Annotated in this window: 21 protein-coding genes, 1 tRNA gene and 2 rRNA genes; 7 read left to right on the top strand and 17 right to left on the bottom strand. The window is 67.8% G+C overall.

Annotated features, from left to right (window positions below):
• Nucleotides 1-7: 7 nt before the first annotated feature.
• On the bottom strand, nucleotides 8-334 hold the full coding sequence (locus GSE44_RS15985; RefSeq protein ID WP_159349831.1) for an STAS domain-containing protein: 327 nt from the start codon (nucleotides 332-334) through the stop codon (nucleotides 8-10).
• A 52-nt stretch (nucleotides 335-386) separates the two neighbouring features.
• Entirely contained in the window at nucleotides 387-797 is a 411-nt protein-coding gene (locus GSE44_RS15980) for an ATP-binding protein (protein WP_159349830.1), read from the bottom strand.
• Between the two features lie 186 nt (nucleotides 798-983).
• Here GSE44_RS15980 and GSE44_RS15975 point away from each other — a divergent pair, with 186 nt between their 5' ends.
• On the top strand, nucleotides 984-2,714 hold the full coding sequence (locus GSE44_RS15975; RefSeq protein WP_159349829.1) for a solute carrier family 23 protein: 1,731 nt from the start codon (nucleotides 984-986) through the stop codon (nucleotides 2,712-2,714).
• Between the two features lie 5 nt (nucleotides 2,715-2,719).
• Here the strand turns inward: GSE44_RS15975 and phoB are convergent, their stop codons facing one another.
• From phoB to GSE44_RS15935, 8 genes are all read right to left on the bottom strand, one after another.
• On the bottom strand, nucleotides 2,720-3,436 hold the full coding sequence (gene phoB, locus GSE44_RS15970) for a phosphate regulon transcriptional regulator PhoB (protein WP_159349828.1): 717 nt from the start codon (nucleotides 3,434-3,436) through the stop codon (nucleotides 2,720-2,722).
• Nucleotides 3,433-4,182 carry a phosphate signaling complex protein PhoU gene (gene phoU / locus GSE44_RS15965; protein ID WP_159349827.1) on the bottom strand — a complete coding sequence of 250 codons (750 nt, stop codon included), beginning with the start codon at nucleotides 4,180-4,182 and terminating at the stop codon, nucleotides 3,433-3,435. Before phoU ends, phoB begins: the two co-directional genes overlap by 4 nt.
• Before the next feature lie 17 nt (nucleotides 4,183-4,199).
• Entirely contained in the window at nucleotides 4,200-4,982 is a 783-nt protein-coding gene (gene pstB, locus GSE44_RS15960) for a phosphate ABC transporter ATP-binding protein PstB (protein ID WP_159349904.1), read from the bottom strand.
• Between the two features lie 113 nt (nucleotides 4,983-5,095).
• Nucleotides 5,096-5,989: a phosphate ABC transporter permease PstA gene (pstA, locus tag GSE44_RS15955; RefSeq protein ID WP_159349826.1), complete on the bottom strand. Its 894-nt coding sequence runs from the start codon at nucleotides 5,987-5,989 to the stop codon at nucleotides 5,096-5,098.
• 5 nt (nucleotides 5,990-5,994) lie between these two features.
• Complete coding sequence (gene pstC / locus GSE44_RS15950) at nucleotides 5,995-6,975, bottom strand: phosphate ABC transporter permease subunit PstC (protein ID WP_159349825.1); 981 nt, start codon at nucleotides 6,973-6,975, stop codon at nucleotides 5,995-5,997.
• Nucleotides 6,976-7,031: 56 nt separating this feature from the next.
• Nucleotides 7,032-8,072: a phosphate ABC transporter substrate-binding protein PstS gene (gene pstS / locus GSE44_RS15945; RefSeq protein ID WP_159349824.1), complete on the bottom strand. Its 1,041-nt coding sequence runs from the start codon at nucleotides 8,070-8,072 to the stop codon at nucleotides 7,032-7,034.
• A 166-nt stretch (nucleotides 8,073-8,238) separates the two neighbouring features.
• Nucleotides 8,239-8,667, bottom strand: coding sequence for a hypothetical protein (locus tag GSE44_RS15940; RefSeq protein ID WP_159349823.1), 429 nt, complete (start codon nucleotides 8,665-8,667; stop codon nucleotides 8,239-8,241).
• Between the two features lie 14 nt (nucleotides 8,668-8,681).
• On the bottom strand, nucleotides 8,682-8,984 hold the full coding sequence (locus tag GSE44_RS15935) for a hypothetical protein (protein WP_159349822.1): 303 nt from the start codon (nucleotides 8,982-8,984) through the stop codon (nucleotides 8,682-8,684).
• Nucleotides 8,985-9,157: 173 nt separating this feature from the next.
• Between GSE44_RS15935 and GSE44_RS15930 the strand changes: the two genes are divergently transcribed.
• A complete protein-coding gene (locus tag GSE44_RS15930) occupies nucleotides 9,158-9,313 on the top strand; it encodes a hypothetical protein (RefSeq protein ID WP_159349821.1) in 156 nt (51 codons plus the stop codon).
• Nucleotides 9,314-9,343: 30 nt separating this feature from the next.
• On the opposite strand, the gene GSE44_RS15925 is transcribed toward GSE44_RS15930, so the two are convergent.
• The 4 genes from GSE44_RS15925 to GSE44_RS15910 all read right to left on the bottom strand — a co-directional run bounded on the left by GSE44_RS15925 (nucleotide 9,344) and on the right by GSE44_RS15910 (nucleotide 12,595).
• Nucleotides 9,344-11,107 (bottom strand): sensor histidine kinase, encoded by a 1,764-nt coding sequence (locus tag GSE44_RS15925; protein WP_159349820.1) that lies wholly within the window; start codon nucleotides 11,105-11,107, stop codon nucleotides 9,344-9,346.
• 39 nt (nucleotides 11,108-11,146) lie between these two features.
• Complete coding sequence (locus tag GSE44_RS15920) at nucleotides 11,147-11,317, bottom strand: NepR family anti-sigma factor (protein ID WP_235924873.1); 171 nt, start codon at nucleotides 11,315-11,317, stop codon at nucleotides 11,147-11,149.
• 38 nt (nucleotides 11,318-11,355) lie between these two features.
• Nucleotides 11,356-11,976 (bottom strand): sigma-70 family RNA polymerase sigma factor, encoded by a 621-nt coding sequence (locus tag GSE44_RS15915; protein ID WP_235924872.1) that lies wholly within the window; start codon nucleotides 11,974-11,976, stop codon nucleotides 11,356-11,358.
• Nucleotides 11,977-12,070: 94 nt separating this feature from the next.
• Nucleotides 12,071-12,595, bottom strand: a complete 525-nt coding sequence (locus GSE44_RS15910) for a sigma-70 family RNA polymerase sigma factor (RefSeq protein WP_159349818.1) — start codon at nucleotides 12,593-12,595, stop codon at nucleotides 12,071-12,073.
• Between the two features lie 120 nt (nucleotides 12,596-12,715).
• Here GSE44_RS15910 and GSE44_RS15905 point away from each other — a divergent pair, with 120 nt between their 5' ends.
• The 5 genes from GSE44_RS15905 (at nucleotide 12,716) to GSE44_RS15885 (ending at nucleotide 16,597) form a co-directional block, all read left to right on the top strand.
• Nucleotides 12,716-13,432 (top strand): response regulator, encoded by a 717-nt coding sequence (locus tag GSE44_RS15905; RefSeq protein ID WP_159349817.1) that lies wholly within the window; start codon nucleotides 12,716-12,718, stop codon nucleotides 13,430-13,432.
• A 120-nt stretch (nucleotides 13,433-13,552) separates the two neighbouring features.
• Entirely contained in the window at nucleotides 13,553-13,804 is a 252-nt protein-coding gene (locus GSE44_RS15900) for a CsbD family protein (RefSeq protein ID WP_159349816.1), read from the top strand.
• Between the two features lie 86 nt (nucleotides 13,805-13,890).
• Nucleotides 13,891-14,052 (top strand): DUF1328 domain-containing protein, encoded by a 162-nt coding sequence (locus GSE44_RS15895; protein WP_159349815.1) that lies wholly within the window; start codon nucleotides 13,891-13,893, stop codon nucleotides 14,050-14,052.
• A 7-nt stretch (nucleotides 14,053-14,059) separates the two neighbouring features.
• A complete protein-coding gene (locus tag GSE44_RS15890; RefSeq protein WP_159349814.1) occupies nucleotides 14,060-14,722 on the top strand; it encodes a hypothetical protein in 663 nt (220 codons plus the stop codon).
• A gap of 39 nt (nucleotides 14,723-14,761) precedes the next feature.
• Complete coding sequence (locus tag GSE44_RS15885) at nucleotides 14,762-16,597, top strand: ABC transporter ATP-binding protein/permease (protein WP_159349813.1); 1,836 nt, start codon at nucleotides 14,762-14,764, stop codon at nucleotides 16,595-16,597.
• Between the two features lie 59 nt (nucleotides 16,598-16,656).
• Here GSE44_RS15885 and GSE44_RS15880 read toward each other — a convergent pair.
• The 3 genes from GSE44_RS15880 to GSE44_RS15870 form a co-directional block, all read right to left on the bottom strand.
• A tRNA-Met gene (locus tag GSE44_RS15880) sits at nucleotides 16,657-16,733 on the bottom strand.
• A 46-nt stretch (nucleotides 16,734-16,779) separates the two neighbouring features.
• Nucleotides 16,780-16,894, bottom strand: a 5S ribosomal RNA gene (rrf, locus tag GSE44_RS15875).
• Between the two features lie 121 nt (nucleotides 16,895-17,015).
• Nucleotides 17,016-17,150, bottom strand: a 23S ribosomal RNA gene (locus GSE44_RS15870); the annotation flags it as partial.

Here is a 17,150-nt window from a genome sequence, read left to right as displayed (position 1 = left end):
GGCGCGGTCAGCCGGCGGCCAGGGCCTCGGCGCGCGAGCCGTGCGAGGGAATGATCTTGTCGAAGCCGGAGATCTCGAAGACCTCGCGCACAGCCGGCTGGAGCCCGCAGACGGAGAAGCCAACATTGCGGGTGCGGGCCTGCTTGGCCGTCTTCAGCAGCACGCGCAGCCCGGCGGAGGATACGTAGCGCACCCCCGTCATATCCGCGACGACACCGCCCTGATCGAGCAGCGCGATGAGCTTCTCCTCCGTGGCCGCGGCCGTGGCGGTGTCCAGGCGGCCTTCCAGGGCGGCGATGGTGGTCGCGCCTTCCCGGTGCTCGACGATCTGCATGATGTCTCCAGTTCCTCCGGGCCCGAGGCCCCGTTGATCTTTGCCGCCGGCCTCAGCCCACGTCCAGCAGGGCCGTCAGGCGGTTCAGCCCCTCCCGCCGCTCGTAATGGGCCTCGCGCGTCAGGCGACGGACGAAATGCACGCCCAGGCCTCCGATGTCGCGCTCCTCCACCCCCGCCTCCAAATCGGGTGCGGCGGCGGAGAGCGGGTCGAATTCGGGGCCGTCATCCTCGATGAGCAGATGGAGCGAATCGCCCTCCCGCCGGGCCTCGACGCGCAGCAGGCTGGCCCCACCGGCGTGCATGGCGACATTGGCGGCCAGTTCCTCCGCCACGAGGGCGAGGTGCTGGGCTGCACGCGGCGACAGCTCGGCCGTTTCGGCAAAAGCCTCCAGACGGTCGAGCAGCGCCGGCAGCGCATCCACCTCGGGCGGCATCTCATGGCGCAGCACCGTGGCGTCCAACCGGACCTCCCCTCTCGATCCATCGAGGATAGGATGAGCCAGGGGGCATTGGAACATCGGCCAAGTCGATTGCGTGTGGCACGGCGAGGCCTCGGGTGAGGACAGGTCATACCACCCAGCGCCACAACCGGCGCTTGCACCGCGGCTGAGCAGGCTTGACTGTTTATGGAGGAGCATCGGGTCAGGGTGAAAGGTCTGTTTGATTCGCTGGAACGCAACCGGGACAGACGCCGTCAGCGCCCTGCCGGCATCACCTATGACCTCGACGACGCGCCACCCGCGCGTGAGGCAGTACCCCTCTACCTCCAGCAACTCGGGATTCAGTCGATCTACTTCCTGCTGCCGGGCCTCGTCGCCACGGCGGCGGGTGCCTCGCCAGGCGAGGCCACGGCCTTTCTCTGCCTCAGCCTCGCGGCGCTCGGTTTCGCAGGGCTGATCCAGCAGGCCCGGCGCGGCCCCTTCGGCTCGGGCTACGCGATCTGCTTCATCCCGGCCCCGGTCTTCGTCGCGCCCTTCCTTACGGCGGTGCCGCTGGTGGGGCTGCAAGGAGCCACGGGCCTGCTGGCGCTGACGGGGTTGGCCGCCATGGCCTTCGTCCTGCTGCTGCCGCGCCTGGCCGCGCTGATGCCAACGGAGGTGGCTGGTGTCGTCGTCTTCCTCATCGGCGCCAGCCTGCTGCCACGGGCACTCGGCGCCGCGCATCCGGCGGAATGGCAGGCAGGCGCGCAGACCCTGGGCATGGAACTCGCCCTCGGCACGTTGGCGGCGATGATCCTTGTCTCCCTGCTGCGCGGCGGGGTGGCACGCTTCGGGGTGCTGGTCGGCGCCGCGCTAGGCACCCTCGTCGCCTTGCTCCTCGGGCTGGGACCGGCGGACTGGCGGGCAATGCTGGAGGCGGCACCCTGGTTTGCCCTTCCCATGCCGCGCCCACCCGATCTTTGGGTGATCGACCTGGCGCTGCTTCCAGCCTTCCTGCTGGCGGCGCTGGCCACCGCGGCCTCGATGCTGGGGGATCTGGTCGCCTTCCAGCGCGCGGCGGATGGCGCCTGGACGCGGCCCGACGTGCCGCCGATCCGGCGCGGGCTGCTGGGCGAGTTCCTGGCCATGACCGTCGCGGGGCTGGCCGGGGCGATGGCCACCTCCTCCTCCTCTGCCTGCGTGGGGCTGTCGATCGCGACGCGCACCCTCGCGCGGCGGGTGGTGCTGATCGGCTGCGCGGTGCTGCTGCTGCTGGCCTGCTCGCCGAAGCTCGTCACCCTCTTCATCCTGGTGCCGGCGCCGGTGCAGGCTGCGATGCTCGGCTATGTGTGCTGCTTCATGATGGCGGCCGGCTGCCGCCTCATCACCGCGCGGATGTTGGATTCGCGGCGCACCTTCGTCGTCGGGCTCGGACTGGCCGCGGGGCTGGGCGCGGCCATCGCGCCGGAGCTGTTCGGCTCCATGCTGCCGCGCGCCCTGGCCAGTCCGGTGACCCTGGGGACAGCCGTGGCCCTGGTAGTGAACCTGCTCACCCGCCCCCTGGTCGCGCAGCAGGCTGGCTTCACGCTCGAGGCCGGGCCGGGTCTGACCCAGGCGGTGGAGGATCGCATCCAGGCGCTGGGCGGCGCATGGGGCGCGCGCTGGGAGACGATGGAGAAGGTCTCCCATGCGCTGATGGAAATGGGCGAGGTGTTGACCGGGCGGGACGTGCCGGAAATGCGCGTGCAGGCGCGCTTCGACGACGACCAGGTGACCTTGGCGGTCCAGTATGACGGCCCGCCGGTCCAGACCCCCGCCGCACGGCCCGACGCCGCCGACCTGGACGGGCCGCTGGCAGCGCAGGAGGCCTTCGCCATGTGGCTGGCAACACGGCGCGGCAGCGGCTTCACCCAGCGCCATGCGAACGGCCGCACGGAGTTGCGCATTCACTTCGACTGAGGGAGCTATCCCTCCAGGTCGAGCGAATAGCCGGCGCTGCGGACCGTGCGGATCACATCCGTGTCGCCATCGCCGTTCACCGCCTTGCGGAGACGGCGGATGTGCACATCCACCGTGCGCAGCTCCACATGGATGTCACGGCCCCAGACGGCATCCAGAAGCTGCTCGCGCGAGAAGACCCGGCCGGGATGCTGGAGGAAGAATTCCAGCAGCCGGTATTCGGTGGGGCCGAGATGCAGGGGGCGGCCGCGGCGCGTCACGCGATGCGCATCCTGGTCCATCACGATGTCCTGCCAGGACAGCGCGCCCTTGTTGGAAGGGCCGCTCGACCGGCGCATCACGGCGCGGATGCGGGCCAGCAACGCCTCGATGGTGAAGGGCTTGCCGATGTGGTCATCCGCCCCGGTGTCGAGCGCGCGGACGGCATCCGCCTCCTCAGTGCGCGCGGTGACCATGATGATGGGCAGGTCCCGCGTCTCGGGGCGGCGGCGCAACTGGCGGCAGACCTCAAGGCCGGACATGGCCGGCAGCATCCAGTCCAGCAACATCAGGTCGGGCTTGGTCTCGGAGACGCGCATCAGCGCCTCCGGACCATCCGACGCTTCCTCGACCCGGAAGCCCTGCTTCTCCAGGTTGTAGCGCAGGAGAGTGAGCAGCGGGGCCTCGTCCTCCACCACCAGGATGGTGGGGCGCTGGCTTTCGGGAAGCGATATGGCTCTCATGCAAGGGGCGTTCCGACGGAAGATATCGGCGGCGGGCTGTCAGCGGAGACATCGGCCTTGGGCCGGTCCTCCGGCAGCACGGCGCCGCGCACGGCGTAATGCACAGTCTCGGCAATATTCGTCGCGTGGTCGCCAATGCGCTCGAAGTTCTTCGCGATGAACAGCATATGGGTGGCCGCGGTGATGTTGCGCGGATCTTCCATCATATGGGTCAGCATCTCGCGGAAGATGCCGGTGTAGATGTCATCCACCGGGGCGTCCGCGGCCCAGACGCGCTCGGCCAGTTCCGCATCGTCGCGCACGAAGGCGTCGATGCTGTCCTTCAGGTTGCGCTGCACCAGCTGCGCCATCCACTGGAAGCCATTGACGCCACCAAGGAAGGGCTGGCCGGCGATGATGATCGCGCGCTTGGCAACGTTGCGGGCGTAGTCGCCGATGCGCTCGATATCCTGGCTGATCTTCAGCGCCGCGATGATGAAGCGCAGGTCGCTCGCCATGGGCTGGCGCAGCGCGAGCAGCCGCACGCAGAAGGTCTCCACCTCGCGCTCCAGCGCGTCGATTGGCTTGTCGCGGCCCACCACCTCCCCCGCGAGCTCGGCATCGCGGCGGACGAGCGCATAGGCGGAATCCGCCACCTGCCGCTCGGCCAGGCCGCCCATGCGGGCGATCAATTCGCGGAGCCGCCGCAGCTCCTCTTCATAGGACTTCACGATGCGATCCGTCGGGCGATCCGTTGGGCGGTCCATCTGTTCTTTCCCCCGACTCAGCCGAAGCGGCCGGTGATGTATTCCTGGGTGCGCTTCTGCCGCGGGGCGGTGAAGAGATCGGCGGCCGGGGCCACCTCCACCAGTTCGCCCAGATAGAAGAAGGCCACCTGGTCAGCGCAGCGGGCAGCCTGCTGCATGTTGTGTGTCACGATCGCGATGGTGAAGTCCTGCTTCAACTCATCGATCAGCTCCTCGATCTTGAGGGTGCTGATGGGATCAAGCGCGCTGGTCGGTTCGTCGAACAGGATCACGTCCGGACGCACTGCAATGCTGCGCGCGATGCAGAGCCGCTGCTGCTGGCCGCCTGACAGGCCCATGGCCGAGCTGTGCAGCCGGTCCTTCACTTCCGGCCAAAGAGCGGCGCGTGTCAGCGCCCATTCCACCCGTTCCTCCATCTCCGCGCGCCCCAGGCGCTCGTGCAGGCGGATGCCGAAGGCGATGTTCTCGTGGATCGTCATCGGAAATGGAGTGGGCTTCTGGAAGACCATGCCGACCTTGGCGCGCAGCCCGTTCAGGTCCAGCTCGGGGTCGATGATGTTCTGGCCGTCCAGCATCACCTCGCCCTCGGCGCGCTGGCCGGGATAGAGGCTGTACATGCGGTTCAGCACGCGCAGCAGCGTGGACTTGCCGCAGCCGGAGGGGCCGATCATGCCCGTGACCTGCCGGTCCGGCAGGTCGAGCGTGATGCCCTTCAGCGCCTTGTTCTCACCGTAGTAGAAATCGAGGCCGCGGATGGCGATCCGCGCCGGATTCATGCTGGCGGTGGAGCGCGCCGCCATGCCGCCGAAGGAGCCGGAGCCCTCGCGCGGGGCATCTGCGGCTGCCCGCGAAGCCGCGGTGCCGGCATGCATGGCGGTATCCGTTCCGGTATCGTCGGCCATCGCGGCCTCCCCTATCGACGCGCGCGCAGCACGGCGCGCGCCAGAATGTTCAGCCCGAGAACGCCCAGCGTGATGACCAGCGCCCCGGTCCAGGCGAGGGTGATCCAGTCCTCGTAGGGCGAGCCGGCGTAGGAGTAGATGGTAATGGGCAGGCTCGACATCGGCCGCGCCAGGTCCACCGACCAGTTGAGGTTGCCGAGCGAGGTGAAGAGCAGCGGCGCCGTCTCGCCCGCCACCCGGGCCACGGCGAGCAGCACGCCGGTGATGATGCCGGAGACCGCGGCGCGCCAGCAGACCAGCACGATCATCTTCCACTTAGGGGCACCGAGGCCGATCACCGCCTCGCGCAGCGTGTTCGGAATCAGGCGCAGCATGTCCTCGGTGGTGCGGACCACCACGGGGATGACGATGATGGCCAGCGCCACCACCCCCGCCCAGCCGGAGAAGCCACCGAAGGGCAAGACCAGCAGCTGGTAGACGAAGAGTCCGATCAGGATCGACGGCGCAGAGAGCAGCACGTCCGAGACGAAGCGCACCACATTTCCGAAGTGCGAATTGCCCGCATATTCCGCGAGATAGGTGCCGACGAGCAACCCAATGGGTGTACCCAGCAACGTTGCCAGGGATACCTGGATCAGGCTGCCGATAATTGCGTTCAGCAAGCCGCCCTCCGAGCCGGGGGGCCGCGTCACTTCGGTGAAGACGCGAAGCGAGATGCCCCCTGCACCCTTCACCAGAAGCGTCGCCAGGATGGAGACGAGGAAGAGCAGGCCAAGGATGGTGGCGACCATACAGAGGAAGCGGATGACCGCATCCGTCCGCGCGCGGCGGCGGCCGAGGGCTGCGGAGGCGCGAGGATCCTTCGCGCGACCGGGAACCGGGGTTGAGGCGGTGGTGGCGGACATCGGCTTCAGCCCTTCAGCCGCGAGCGCAGCAGCCAGCGCGACAGCGCTAGGACCACGAAGGAGATGACGAAGAGGAGAAAGCCCAGGGCGAGAAGGGAGGAGAGCTTGAGGCTGCCCGCCGCGCTCTCCCCGAATTCCAGCGCGACAATGGAGGCGATGGTGTTGCCCGGCCCGAAGACCGAGGCGGTGATGCGGTTGGCGTTGCCGATGACGAAGGTGACGGCCATGGTCTCGCCCAGCGCGCGGCCGAGGCCGAGCATGATGCCGCCGACGACGGAGACGCGGGTATAGGGCAGCACCACGCGCCGCATCACCTCCCACCGCGTGGCGCCGAGGCCGTAGGCACTTTCCTTGAAAACGCCCGGCACCTGCAGGAACACGTCCCGCATCGTGGCCGCGATGAAGGGCAGAACCATGATCGCGAGGATCAGCGCGGCGGTGAACAGCCCGGTGCCGAAGGGCGGGCCCTGGAAAAGGTCCCCGATGACAGGCAGCTCGCCTAGTGTGTCGATGATGGCAGGCTGGATGGTGGTGGCCATCATCGGGACAATGACGAAGAAGCCCCACATGCCGAAGATGATGGAGGGCACCGCCGCCAGCAGCTCGATCGCGGTGCCGACAGGGCCGCGCATCCAGTCGGGGGCCAGCTCCGTCAGGAAAAAGGCGATGCCGAAGGCCAGGGGCACAGCCATCAGCAGAGCCAGGACCGCGGTGAGGATGGTGCCGTAGATCGAGACACCGGCGCCGTAGACATCCTGCACCGGATCCCATTCGGTCGAGGTCAGGAAGGCTGCACCGAAGGCCCGGAAGGCCGGCAGCCCGCCGAGTAGCAGCTCGATGATGATGGCACCGAGCAGCACCAGCACCAGCATGGCGGAGGCACGGCAGAGCAGAGCGAAGACCGCGTCCCCCGTGCCGCCGCCGCGCCGCGTAACGGGACGTGGTGGGGCAACGTGGACGCCTTCGGCGACGGCGGAATGGGACACGCGGCCTCTCTCGGTTCAGGGTCGCCCGGCGGCCGTTGCCGCCGGGCGGTTCGGCTTCAGCGCGCCGGCCAGACCGGCTTGCCGTCCACCTGCACCTGGCCCCAGGTGGCGCGGACCGCGGTCTGCACGGTCTCCGGCAGGGGAATGTACTCCAACTCGCGCGCCGCGGCGCCGCCGTTGGTGTAGGCCCAGTCGAAGAAGCGGAACACGGCGGTGGCACGGGCCGCATCCTGCGGGTCGTTCGGCACCAGCACGAAGGTGGGGGAGACGATCGGCCAGGAGGTGGCACCCTGCTGGTCGATCAGGCTGGCGGCAAAGCCGGGCGTGCTCCAGTCGGCGCTGGAAGCCGCGGCCTGGAAGGACTCCATGGTCGGGCGCACGAACTGGCCAGCCTTGTTGCGAAGCTGCGCGGTGGCGAGCTTGTTCTGGGAGGCATAGGCGTTCTCGACGTAGCCCAGGCCGCCGCGGGTGTTGCGGACCGTGCCCGCCACGCCCTCATTGCCACGGGCGCCCGCGCCCGTGCCCCAGCGCACCGAGGTGCCGGCGCCCACACGCTGCTTCCACTCCGACGAAACGGCGGAGAGATAGGAGGTGAAGACGAAGCTCGTGCCCGAGGAGTCGGCGCGGTAGACCGGGGCGATTGCCAGGTTCGGCAGGGTCACGCCGTTATTCAGCTCAACGATCCGGGGATCGTTCCACTTGCTGATCTTACCCATGTAAATATCAGCGAGCAGCTCGCCGGTCAGGCGCAGCTGGTCGGGGGCAACGCCCGGGATGTTCACGATGGGAACCACCGCGCCCATGACCGTCGGGAACTGAAGCAGCTTGGCTTCGGTAAGCTGCTGCGCATTGAGCGGCGCGTCGGAGGCGCCGAAATCGACCGTGCGGTTGCGGATCTGGTTGATGCCCGCCCCTGAGCCGACCGACTGGTAGTTGAGCTGAAGGCCGGCCGCCTTAGCCCCCTCGCCCCAGCGCTGATAGACTGGGTTGGGGAAGGACGCGCCAGCGCCCGTGATCGTGGCGGGCTGGGAAAGGGCTGGGGAAGCCACGAAAGGCAGCGCGGCAAGGGCGGCAAGGGCAAGTCGACGTTGGATCACCGGATCGTCTCCGAAGTTTCGGTCAGGCCTGGGGCCCGACGCGCGCCTTCTAGGCCGATCCAGCGACTCTCGTATTTCATATTTTTGACAGATCGATGACAGCAGGCAAATGCGAAAAGGGCACCCCGCCAGGAGGTGCCCTGATCCGCCTTGGCAGCGCTTCGCGTTACATGCGACGGCCACCCCGCAGCTTCGGCCAGAGCGCCGCGATGGCGATGCCGCCCAGCGCCATCAGCGGCGCCGCCTGCGTGGTGAAGCCGCTGACAGCCGATTGCGCGGCCCCGGTCAGCGCCACGTTGCGGACGGCCTGCGCCTCTATCTCCTCCCGCGCCGTGGTGTTGCGCGAAGCGAGGAAGACGAAGACGCCTGCCAGCACCAGATCCGCCACCAATACGATCAGTGCCGAGGTGATCGGCCCGAAGCTGTTCCGCGCGGCGTACCAGCCCAACACATGGAGCATGACGAAGGCCGCCACGCCCATGAGGCCGGCGGCCGCGTAGAAGGCGGCCCGCGTCGCGGCGGCATTGGCTTTCGCCTTCAGGCGGCGGCCTTCGGCCTGCGCCGCCATTCCGACCAGGCTGAAGGTCCGCAGCATGCCCCGCGCTCCTCTCAGCGGCCCAGGATGCGGGCGAGGATGTATCCGGCCGCCGCGGCGATCAGGATCGACTGCGCCGGGCGCTCCCGCACGCGGTCGGCCACTGCCTCGTACTGCACCTGGGCGGTATCGGCGGCGCGGGCCGCATAGCCCTCGGCAGCGTCCACCGCCTGGGACATGTACTTCTGGCGGTCGGCATACAGGTCCTCGACCTGCTTCTTCAGGGCGGCGATCTGCTCGGTGACGTTGCTGGCAGCGTCGTTGACGGCAGTGGCAGCCTCATCGACGGTTTTGCCCGCCTCGGTGTTCGCAGCCATGTCTGGTCTCTCCTTCGACACGTCTCGGTCCCATCCGCAACGCGGCCCCGGGTGGGCGGTTGCGAGGATGGTGACGCGCCGCCTTTGCGATGCCGCAACCTGTGGGCGAGGCGCCGCGTTCCTGTGACACCGCAATTCGAAGGCATGGCCAGCAGGCCAGGGAAGAAACGGCGATGAGGATCCAGCGGATCGCGATGATGGTGCTCCTGGCAGGCCTGATCGCCGGTCCGGTCGCCTACATGCAGTTCAACTCGGTGGTGGAGGGAGCGGATTTGCTCCTTGCGGCCTTTGACTCCGGCGAGTTGCAGCTCGCAGCCGTGCCGAACTGATCTTCGGCATTGGGAACTGACGGAGCGCCCTCAGCGCGCCATGGCGCGCGGTGCCGGATTCTCCCGGACGGGGAAGCGCACGACCCAACGCGTGCCGGTCCGTCCCCCCTCCCCTGGCTCTAGCCGCCCGCCGGTCAGCTGGCCGCCGAGTTGCTTGGCGAAGCCCTCCATCAACTGAAGGCCGAGGCCGCGTGGGCGCGCTCCGCGGTCCGGCAGGCCGATCCCGTCATCCTCGATGACCAGCGTCACCTCGCCATTCTCTTCGACGAGGCTGAGTCGGACGGCGCCACGCGCCTCATCGGGGAAGGCGTGCTCGACGGCATTCCCAACGGCTTCGGTCACCAGCAGCGAGAGGGAGACGGCCTGGTCGGTCGAGATGGTGATGTCGGCGACGTCCAGCTTCAGCGCCAGCCGCTCGCCCGGCGCCTCGTTGTGGGAGGCGAATTGCTGGTTCGCCAGCTCCGTCAGGAAGGGCAGTAGCGAGACCGTCTCGAAGGAGTGCTGCACGTAGAGGTGCCGGTGCAGCGTCGCCAGCGCCCGGACGCGGTTGCGCGCCGAGAGGAATTCCTCGGCGGCGGCCGGGTCGCCGATGCGGCTGGCCTGGAGATTGAGCAGCGAGGAGACGATCTGCAGGTTATTCTTCACCCGATGATGGATCTCGCCCATCAGCGCATCGCGCTGTTCGAGCGCGGCGCGCAGATCGGCCTCGCGCCGGGCCAGGGCGGCGGCAGCCTCGCTGAAGGCCAGTTCCACCGCGCGAACCTCCCGCGGCTCCGTGCCGGCGGGGCTGACGCGGAACACATTGCCCGGCCGCCAGCCACGCACGCGCACCGACAGCAGCCGCAGCGGCCGCACCATGGCCAGGTCCGCCCCCACAACGATGGCGGCGAGGCAGGCGATGAGGAATGTGGCCAGTTCCGTCATGCGCTGGATCAGGACTGCGCGCGCGGCAGCCCTGGCGGGGGAGATGGGATGGCCGACGATCAGGCGGAGGCCCGGATTCAAGCGGGCGCTGGCATAGGCCATCTCGTCGCCCCGCTCAGACGCCATGATGGCACGCTCGGATTCGCCGAGGCTTTCGACAACGGAGGGCGGTAGTTCCGGCGTTGTGACCCGGCCGGGCGCGAGCACGCGGCCGTTCCGGTCGACCAGCCAAACGAAGTTGCCCTCGACCGGCCGACTCCCCGGAAGGGTCGGATATTCGCGTAGCACAAGGAAGCCGATCAGTGCCCAGGTTGAGCCGGTGCCGGGCACGGCCACCGGGAGCACGGGCGATCTCCCTCCGCCACCGGGCAAGAAGGCGCCATAGGCGGGCGCGCCGCCACTCAACGCTTCCCGCACAAGGGGCTCTGGTTCAAAGCCTTCCGGAAGGCCGCCACAGAGAGGTGGCTGGCCCGGAGCGACAAGTGCCAATTCAGCAATCTCGCCAGGATGCAGGTCGATGACGCGGCGCAGGGCAGTGGAACAGCCGGCCAGCCCGCCACGCTCCAGCGGATCCTGCCGGGCCAGCGGATCCTGCCGGGCGACGGCAGAGAGTAGGGTCTCGGAAGCCCCGAGCGCAGCGCCGTAGCGCACGGCCATGAGCGAACGGAACGACTCGGCCCCTCTCCGGCCTTCGTCGAGGGCGGCGTGGTAGTCCTGGAGAGCGTTATTGACGGCGATGGCGACCACCGGAATGCCGGCCACCATCAGCAACACGATCATCCGGCCCCGAATACCCCCGAGGATCGAGGCGATTCGGAGTCTCAGCCGCCCGGCGCCGGCGTGCGAAGGGGTTTGCAGGTCGTCGCGCATGGCGGCGCCGGACGTCGATGGATCGTCCGGCACCCGCCGTCAGCCCTGCTCGCGATCCTGCTCGATCAGGCGCAGGAGCTCCTCGGGAATTGGCTCGCGCATGACATCATCGAACATCTGGTGCAGGCCCCGCTGGAGCCAGAGGTCAAAAGCGGCATCGGGCGCGGCTGAGCCGCGCCCGTTCACCGTGCCCTGCACCGTTTTTGCCACCGGCGCCGCTTTCTTCCTCGAGTGACTCTCGTCCATCCTCAGACAGGGGTCGCATGCCCCATCCCAGCTTCATCCGTCGCAGTATGACGGCGCGGGGCGCGAGGGGAAGAGGTCTTCCGAGCGACGACCGGCGCATCGACGCCGCGCTCCTCGCCGGTGAGCCAGCGCTGCAGGGTCTGGCGGGCGCGGAAAACGCGGCACTTGGCGGTGCCCACGGCGCAATCCATGGCCGCGGCAACCTCCTCGTAGGACATGCCCTGGACCGTCACCATAACCAGCGCGGTGCGCTGCTCGGCCGGCAGGCGGGAAAGATGGCCGCGCAGCTCGCGCATCACCAGGCTGTCCTCCTGGGCGCCCGGGCGGGCAAAGGCGCTGCTCGGCACATCGTCGATATCGGTCGTCTCGCGCTTGCGGCGGACGTCGGAGATGAAGCGGTTGCGGAGGATGCGGAACATCCAGGCGCCGAAATTGGTCCCCGGGGTGAAGCTGTCCTTTGCGGCGAGGGCAGAGGTGACGGCGGCCTGGACCAGGTCATCCGCGTCGGCGCGGTTGCGGGTCAGCGCCAGGGCCTGCACGCGGAGCCTCGGCAGCGTGGTCACGAGCAGCTTGTGGAAATCCGCGACGGTATGGGTCGGACGGGCGGCAACGGTCTGGGTCATCGGTAAATCCCCTCTGCTCGATCTTCACCGGACCAATGCACCGCCCCCGAATTCGGTTACCGCCTTCCGGATCACGAAAACGCCATGCCCGGATTCACTTCGCGGAAGGCGCATCCGGGGCATCAGGTTGACCGCTGGCATCGTAGCGACTGGCCAGCGCGCGACGGGCTCGGGAGACCCGGGTCTTGAGCGTACCCACCTGCACGCCCGCGACACGCGCCGCATCCTCGCTGGAGAAGCCAAGGGCACCCACCAGAACCAGCGCCTCCTGCTGGTCGCGCGGCAGGTGGCTCATGGCGCGGGCTAAGCCCATCATCTCCATGCGGTGCTCCTGCCCGGCAGGCATTCCCTCCTCCACCGTCACACGATCTAGCGCGCGCTTCTGGGCCGCGGCCCGGCGGCGGTTCTCGAACCATGCGTTCCGCAGGATGGAGAAGGTCCAGGCCTTGAGGCTGGTCCCCGGCTGCCACTGCTCCTCGTTGCGCAGCGCACGCAACAATGTGTCTTGCACCAGATCGTCGGCTGCGGCCGGATCGCGGGACAGGAAGCGGGCGAAAGCCCGCAGATCGGGTAGGAGGCGTATCAGCGCCGGGCGGAAATCCTGGTGGTCGATCGTCATATACCCGGCTGAAGCGAGGACCGCGCTCCGCACTCGACGCGGCGCGCGGCGGCCACATGTGGAAGCCTGTTCGGCTCTGCCATGTTGGCGGCCCGGCAGGATGTTGGAGGACTATCACGGATGAGTGCTGTCACGCAGGGGGAGTTGCTTCGCACCCTGCCCTTCGCGCGGCGCTACGCCCGCGCCCTGACGGGGAGCCAGGCGCGTGGCGATGCGCTAGTGGCGAAGGCGCTGCGCGCCGGCCTGCCGCCGGAGGTGCCAGGCCCGATCGCCCTCTTCTCAGGGGTCAGCCGGCTCGTGCCCGACAGCCCCGGCGAACATATCACCGCGAAGCAGCGGCAGCTTCTCCTGCTGACGGCGCTGGAGGATCTGTCCCTGACGGATGCCGCCCTGGCCGTCGGCATGGGCGTGGGCGAGGCGCACCGGCTGCTGGAATCGGCGCGTGGCGCACTGCTCGCGGTGGCTGCGACCGACATCATGGTGATCGAGGACGAGCCGATCATCGCCATGGACATCCGCCAGCTGGTCGAGAGCTGCGGCCATAACGTGGTGGGGATCGCCAGCGGCGAGGCGGAGGCGGTGTCCATGGCCCGAGAGCTGAAGCCCGGGCTGATCCTGGCGGATGTGAATCTCGGCCCGGGCGGCGACGGCATTTCCGCGGTGCAGCGCATCCTGCAGGAGCAGGACACTCCCGTGATCTTCGTCACCGCCTATCCGGAACGCCTGCTGACCGCAGAGCAGCTGGAGCCCGCCTTCATCATCAGCAAGCCCTTCGAGCCGGTGGCCCTGGCCATCGCGACCTATCAGGCGGTGTCGGGCGGGCTTCGGCTGGACTGATCCGCCGCCTCTTCCGCCCGGCGCCCTGCCCATCCGCGAGGCCGGATGGGCAACTGGCCGGGCCGGACGCCCGTTTCCCTCCACGGAGCCCGCATCGCGACGGGCAGCATGGAGGATTCGATGGATTGGGATCGACTTGCTGGCGACTGGAGCCAGATGGGCGATAAGGTCCGCAAGTACTGGGGGAAGCTGACTGAGGAGGACATCAGCCAGGCCGGCGGCCGGCGTGACCTGCTGCTGGAGCGAATCCGTGAGCGCTACGGCCTGGGACCGGACGAGGCCGAGAAGCAGCTGCAGGACTGGGCCGCCTCGCATGACACGCAGAACTCCGGTCAGGCAGTCCAGGACAGCGGTTCAGAACGCATGGTGTAGCGCCGCTGCAACGGGCCCGTTGCCGACCGGCAACCGGCTCTGGGATGCGACGTTCACAAGCCGCATCGGCCTTGAAGGAACCGCACATGCTCTACTGGACCGTTATTTTCCTTATCATTGCCTTGGTCGCGGGCGTGCTCGGCTTCGGCGGCGTTTCCTCCGCGGCCAGCGGGATCGCCAAGATCCTGTTCGTGATTTTCCTCGTGCTTTTCCTGATCTCCCTGGTGGCGGGCCAGGGCTGGATCTGAGGGATCCATGCAACGCCGCACGGCGCTGGTGGCCGGCCTCGCGATGCTCATCGCGGGGCCGGTTCCTGTTCGGGGGCAGGAGAGCCAGAGCACCCGGCTGTGGTTTGACCCGACCCAGCTGCCGTCCTTCACGGGGGTGGTGGACCGCTACCTCCTGACACCGGAGGGTAAGACGGACCGCCTGCTGTTCCGCGAAGGGCCGCAGGTGATCTTTCCCGAGCATGTGGCGGACGAGATCATGGCGGCGGTGGAGCCCGGGCGCTCCATCATCGTCTATGGCATCCGGGCGCGCCGCGTGCCTGCAATCACGCTGCTGGCCTGGGCAAAGGACAGCAGCGCACCGCCGCGCTTCGTCGACCGTCCCGCTTGGTCCTTCTCGGAATTCCGCGCGGCGGATGAGCGGTTGGAGGTTTCCGGCACCATCCGTTCCCCACTCTACACGCCGCAAGGCGACGTGCTTGGCGCCATCCTGGACGAAGGCGTGGTGATCCGTTTGCCGGTCGACATCGCGGCGGCGCTGGGGGACCGGCTGAACACCGGGCGCTCCATCGCCGCAGCGGGGCGTGGCGCAACGGTGGAGGGTCGCGGCAAGGCGCTGGATGCCGACAGGATCGGCGAAACGCCTGACAAGCTGGGGCCCCTCCCCGCCCCATTGGTACGTCCGCAGTGATGCGGATGGCGATGTGACCCAAGACAAGCGAGACACTGCGTGAGTGAAACAACGGGGGCCCAGGTCCAGATCCAGACCGGTGCGTTGAGGGCCTTCCTTCGCTTGGCGGGGGGATTCTTCCTGCGTGAGCGCCGGGCAAAATGGCTCGGCTTGGGCCTGTTGGCGCTGACGCTGCTGCAGGTGCTGATCCAGATCCGGTTCAACCTGTGGAACCGGGATTTCTTCAACGCGCTGGAGAATCGCGACCGCGACGCCTTCCTCTGGCAGATGGTGCTGTTCCTGGGGCTGGCGGGCTCGTCCATGGTGACGGCGGTTTATCAGCTCTACGTCAAGCAGCTGGTGCAGCTACGCTGGCGTGAATGGCTGACGCAGCGGCTGCTAAGCCTGTGGATGACCAATGCGCGCCACTATCAGCTCGAGCGCACGGGGGAGTCTGATAATCCGGACCAGCGCATCGCCGAGGATGCACGGCTGGCCGTGGACCTGGCTGTGGATTTCGCGACGGGCATCTTCAACTCGGCCGTGATGCTCATTGCCTTCGTCGGCATTCTCTGGACGATTTCTGGTGCGCTGAACCTGACCATCAGCGGCCATGCAATCGCTATCCCGGGCTACATGGTCTGGGCGGCATTGATCTATGCGCTCATCGGCTCGGGCCTGACTTATCTCGTCGGCAAGCCGATGGTGGCGCTGAACTTCTGGCGCACGGCAAAGGAGGCGGATTTCCGCTTCGGCCTGGTGCGGGCGCGCGAGAGCAGCGAGGGGATCGCGCTGATCGGCGGAGAGACCGATGAGCGGCGCGGGTTGCAGAACCTGTTCACCAGCGTGGCCACAGCAGTGCGCGACCTGATGCGGAGCCAGCGCAAGCTCATGTGGCTGACCAGCGCCTATGGGATGCTGACCTCGGTCTTCCCGACCGTGGTGGCCGCGCCTTCCTATTTCTCGGGAGCTATCACTCTGGGCGGGCTGATGCAGATCGGCTCCGCCTTCGGGCAGGTGCAGGCTTCGCTGAACTGGTTCGTGGACAACTTCCCGCGGCTTGCCGAATGGCGGTCCAGTGTTGAACGCCTGCTGAGCTTCCGTGAATCGCTGCGTGTGATTGAATCCATGGTCGAGGAGCCTGACCAGCCCACCATCGTGCGCATTGAGCAGGCCCCCGGCGAAGAGGAGAAGGTAGCCTTCCGCGACGTGCAGGTGGCCTTCTCGAATGGCTCGGTCGTGATCGCGGAGGCGACGGCAGAAATCCGCGCCGGCGAGCGCGTGTTGGTGAAGGGCGAGTCCGGCACGGGCAAGAGTACGCTGTTCCGCGCCTTCGCGGGCATCTGGCCCTGGGGCAGTGGCGAGATTCACATGCCGCCACGCGAGGCAACGATGTTCATGCCGCAGCGGCCCTATCTGCCGCTCGGCACGCTACGCGGCGCGCTCTCCTATCCCCACGCGCCGGAGACGGTGTCGGACGAAGCTGGAACGGCGGCGCTGGAGCAGGTCGGGCTGGCGCATCTGCGGGAGAAGCTGGAGGAGGATGCGCGCTGGGATCAGGTGCTGTCCCTGGGCGAGCAGCAACGCCTCGCCTTCGCGCGGCTGTTGATCCAGAAGCCGCGCTGGATTTTCATGGACGAGGCAACAGCCGCGTTGGATGAGGAGAACCAGGACACCATGATGCGGCTCGTGCTGGACAACCTGCCCGACAGCGCCCTGATCTCAATTGGGCATCGGCCAGGGCTGGATGCCTTTCACGAGCGCACGCTGCACCTTCACCGTGGGCCGGAGGGCGCGAAGCTGGCGAAGCGGCCGCCGAAGCGCGTTCTTGCAGGCCGCAAGATCAAGATTCGGAACCCCTTCCGTCGCCGGGTTCGGCAGGCGCCCGCCGGGTGATGGGCTGGTGGGATGCGGACGCAAAAAAGCCCCGCATCCTTCCGGATCGGGGTGATGTTTGGATGCGGGGACAGGATTTGAACCTGTGACCTTCAGGTTATGAGCCTGACGAGCTACCGGGCTGCTCCACCCCGCGTGGGTGTTATGGGTCCGTCGGGAGTATCATCTGATCCGGTCTGGTGGCCTGGCGCCGACCGACTCTCCCGTGCCTTAAGACACAGTACCATGGGCGCGGAGGCGTTTCACGGCCGAGTTCGGGATGGGATCGGGTGTGGCAGCCTCGCAATAGGCACCAGGCCACCGGACCGGAACAGATGTGACGGATGGGGGGTGGGGTGATGGTTTGGTGTGTTGGTGTGAGTGGGGAGTGCGTGTTGGTGCTGCGTGCGGTGAGGGTTTTATCCCTCATGCGGTGGGAAGTGTGAGTTCGATCGGGCGATTAGGACCGCTCAGCTACGTCCGTTACCGGACTTCCACCTGCGGCCTATCAACGTGATGGTCTATCACGGCCCTTGGGGAGACCTCGTCTTGAGGCTGGTTTCCCGCTTAGATG

Origin of the sequence: Muricoccus harenae (genome assembly GCF_009848505.1) — a bacterium.
Classification (GTDB): Bacteria; Pseudomonadota; Alphaproteobacteria; order Acetobacterales; family Acetobacteraceae; genus Roseomonas; species Roseomonas harenae.
This window is presented reverse-complemented; position numbering and strand designations above follow the sequence as displayed.

Bases quoted from the DNA above. Each gene is read 5' to 3' on its own strand.
- GSE44_RS15985 (WP_159349831.1), bottom strand. From the start codon at position 334: ATGCAGATCGTCGAGCACCGGGAAGGCGCGACCACCATCGCCGCCCTG.
- phoB (WP_159349828.1), bottom strand. From the start codon at position 3,436: ATGAGAGCCATATCGCTTCCCGAAAGCCAGCGCCCCACCATCCTGGTG.
- phoU (WP_159349827.1), bottom strand. From the start codon at position 4,182: ATGGACCGCCCAACGGATCGCCCGACGGATCGCATCGTGAAGTCCTAT.
- pstB (WP_159349904.1), bottom strand. From the start codon at position 4,982: ATGGCGGCGCGCTCCACCGCCAGCATGAATCCGGCGCGGATCGCCATC.
- pstA (WP_159349826.1), bottom strand. From the start codon at position 5,989: ATGTCCGCCACCACCGCCTCAACCCCGGTTCCCGGTCGCGCGAAGGAT.
- GSE44_RS15940 (WP_159349823.1), bottom strand. From the start codon at position 8,667: ATGCTGCGGACCTTCAGCCTGGTCGGAATGGCGGCGCAGGCCGAAGGC.
- GSE44_RS15935 (WP_159349822.1), bottom strand. From the start codon at position 8,984: ATGGCTGCGAACACCGAGGCGGGCAAAACCGTCGATGAGGCTGCCACT.
- GSE44_RS15930 (WP_159349821.1), top strand. From the start codon at position 9,158: ATGAGGATCCAGCGGATCGCGATGATGGTGCTCCTGGCAGGCCTGATC.
- GSE44_RS15925 (WP_159349820.1), bottom strand. From the start codon at position 11,107: ATGCGCGACGACCTGCAAACCCCTTCGCACGCCGGCGCCGGGCGGCTG.
- GSE44_RS15915 (WP_235924872.1), bottom strand. From the start codon at position 11,976: ATGACCCAGACCGTTGCCGCCCGTCCGACCCATACCGTCGCGGATTTC.
- GSE44_RS15910 (WP_159349818.1), bottom strand. From the start codon at position 12,595: ATGACGATCGACCACCAGGATTTCCGCCCGGCGCTGATACGCCTCCTA.
- GSE44_RS15905 (WP_159349817.1), top strand. From the start codon at position 12,716: ATGAGTGCTGTCACGCAGGGGGAGTTGCTTCGCACCCTGCCCTTCGCG.
- GSE44_RS15900 (WP_159349816.1), top strand. From the start codon at position 13,553: ATGGATTGGGATCGACTTGCTGGCGACTGGAGCCAGATGGGCGATAAG.
- GSE44_RS15895 (WP_159349815.1), top strand. From the start codon at position 13,891: ATGCTCTACTGGACCGTTATTTTCCTTATCATTGCCTTGGTCGCGGGC.
- GSE44_RS15890 (WP_159349814.1), top strand. From the start codon at position 14,060: ATGCAACGCCGCACGGCGCTGGTGGCCGGCCTCGCGATGCTCATCGCG.